Origin of the sequence: Rhodococcus sp. BS-15 (assembly GCF_000813105.1) — a bacterium.
Taxonomy (GTDB): Bacteria; Actinomycetota; Actinomycetes; order Mycobacteriales; family Mycobacteriaceae; genus Rhodococcoides.
Genome location: NZ_BAOX01000471.1, coordinates 1 through 2,395, shown reverse-complemented (window position 1 = coordinate 2,395; position 2,395 = coordinate 1). Strand labels below are relative to the sequence as shown.

Annotated in this window: 1 protein-coding gene and 2 pseudogenes; 1 reads left to right on the top strand and 2 read right to left on the bottom strand. The window is 66.7% G+C overall.

Annotation, left to right across the window (positions count from 1 at the left end):
- A pseudogene (locus RHBS_RS26965) lies at positions 1–530 on the bottom strand (hypothetical protein); the annotation flags it as partial.
- A gap of 80 nt (positions 531–610) precedes the next feature.
- Positions 611–2,054 (bottom strand): annotated as a pseudogene (locus tag RHBS_RS26960) (CHAD domain-containing protein).
- 113 nt (positions 2,055–2,167) lie between these two features.
- On the opposite strand from RHBS_RS26960, the gene RHBS_RS26955 reads away from it, so the two are divergent.
- On the top strand, positions 2,168–2,395 hold a 228-nt coding region (locus RHBS_RS26955), incomplete at its 3' end, for a hypothetical protein (RefSeq protein ID WP_145977639.1).

The window sequence follows — 2,395 nt, the reverse complement described above, 5'->3', positions numbered from 1 at the left end:
TCCCACACCGTGGCTCCACTCAGTGCGGCGAGAACCGCGACGCCCAAACCGATCATCGTCAGTCGTGCGCTGCGTGGCGTACCGGCCACATCGCTCGCGGAACCGCTCCAGTCCTCGTCGACCGCCTCGGCAGGGACGGCCACCGGCTCGCCCGTCCACGCGATGGCAGCAGCCGCGGTGCCGATCAGTGCCGCTGCGATGTCCAGCGAATAGTCGGCATCCAGCCGTGGATCTCCGGCATCCACCACCCCGACGTCGCTGACATGATGGGCGGCCAGAGCGGCGCGAACGATCCCGCAGAGCGCGATGCTGTCGCAGACCACTCCAGAACCGCTGATCAGCAAGTCGTTCTGCGCCGCTTGAACCCTCATGATTCCGAGCATGGTGGTGACGGCGTCACCGACACCGCCGGGGACCGCGGAAACGGACACGGTGCGAGAGGAAATGGGCCCGAGTTCGGGCAGATCGGCCTCGACCAGCGAGGCAGACACTTCTTCGACACCGACGTGCACCCCGAGCGCAATGGCCATGATGGTCGACTCCCCCGATTCGATTCCGACTCAGAGTACCCTTCGACCCTCGAATCGGGGAAATACGCCGGTTTCAGCGATCAGAACTCCAACCTGCTCGCCTCGTCCCGCGCCATCTCGGCGGCACGGCGCTCGCGCTCGAAGAGCAGGCCGAAGGTGAAGCCGTTCTCCCCCCGCCGTCGTTCCTGCACGCGCGCCGAGAGTCCGCAGAATTTCGGCCGCGATCACCGCGTCCTGATGCTCTCCCAGCACCTCCTGAATCGTCTTGAAGTGCTTGATGTTCGCTTTGGAGACCTTCTTGTCCACCACCGGTGCGACCAACTCGGCCGCGTATCGCGCGCGCTTCGACGCCTTCCGTGCGCGATGCAACGCCTCGTCGTCGGTGCCGCGCACAGCACTCTTGGTGCGATCGATCGCCTTCTTGCCTGCCTTGCGCGCAAGCTTGACCAACACTCGGTCGGTGACCTCGCCGTCGATCGGGAGCCCGCGCGACCACTCCGACAGCGTCGTGAGCAGCGCGCGGTAACGCTCTCCGTCGAGTTCGGTCATCGCGGCCTCGCGGTACCGAATCTGCTCGGCCAACAGATCGTTCTCGATCCGCGACGCCACCGGCCCGAGCACCAGTTCGGGCGGCAGTTCGCGCAACGCCGCAGCGAACCGAGCACGCTGCACCTGACGATCGCGAACCTCGCCGAGAATGCTTGCATACCAGGATAGTTCGGCCTCGAGTTGCGCGGCGGGCTCGTCCTCGAACAGACTCCCGAACACACGGAGGGTACTGCGGTATCGCCGAATCGCCACCCGCGTGGAATGGATCGGATCCAGCCCTCGACGCAGGTAGACATCGCCGGCGACGATCGCCTGTGCCTGATCGTCGAGGTAGTCCGCCAGCAGCGCCGCCCCGGGTTCGGCGGGCACCTGGCGCACCACCGACAGCGCCCGATCCAACTTCGACGGATGCGCCGACGACCGAGCACCGGCAGCGCGCAGCATTTTGCCCGCCTTCTTCAGAAACGACTCCGACCCTGCGGGTCCGAGTTCCACCTCGACCTCCCGCCACCGCGGACCGGTCGCCCCGCCGATCAGGACGACAGAGACCTCGTCGTCGGCAACTTCCGCGACCACAGTCCCATCGGCGTCGGACACGGAGTGAATCGTTCGACGCGTCGTCAGAGTCGCGACTGCGGACAACTCCGCGCCCATCACCGCACCGCGCAGCACGTCGTTCAGCTCGTCCGGCACCGCATTGTGCGCACCGTTGCCGAGGGGGAGCCGAATCTCGGTCCGCGCCTTCTCCGCCGGGACCTTCGCATGCCAGCCGTTGTCGGAATCACCGGTACGACGCCGCAGCGTGATTCCGCGTCGCAACAGGTCGTGGCCGGCAGTATCGAAATACTCACTGCTCAGGTCGGTCTCGCTCGACACCAGTGCGCCGCCGTTGGGCACCAGTGAAGCGAGAGTGGGCAACTGAAAATCTGCGTCGACGTCGAACTTGTCTTCGCGCTCGGTCTGAATCGACTCCATACCGTTCATCCTGCCTCGAGTACCGGGGCCGGTGGCGTCGGAAAGCGCAGACCCGTCAGCGTCGCGGAAAGTCGAAGTCCGGGAACGGAAAATCGAACGTCCGAGTCGACCGCGTGGTGGTGGTCGGACGCGGCGTCGTCGTTGCCCGGGTCGTCGTGGCGGGGCGCGTTGTGGTCGGACGAGTCGTGGTGGCAGGTGGGACCGTCGTCGGCACCGCGGTCGATCGGTCGCGGGTGGGTCTGTCGGGTGCCGTCGTCTCCTCGACGCCGGACGGGGCACTGGTGGTGGTCACGGTGCGCCGACCGGCGGTGGTGCTCGCCGCGTCCGTCGTGGTCGGTCGC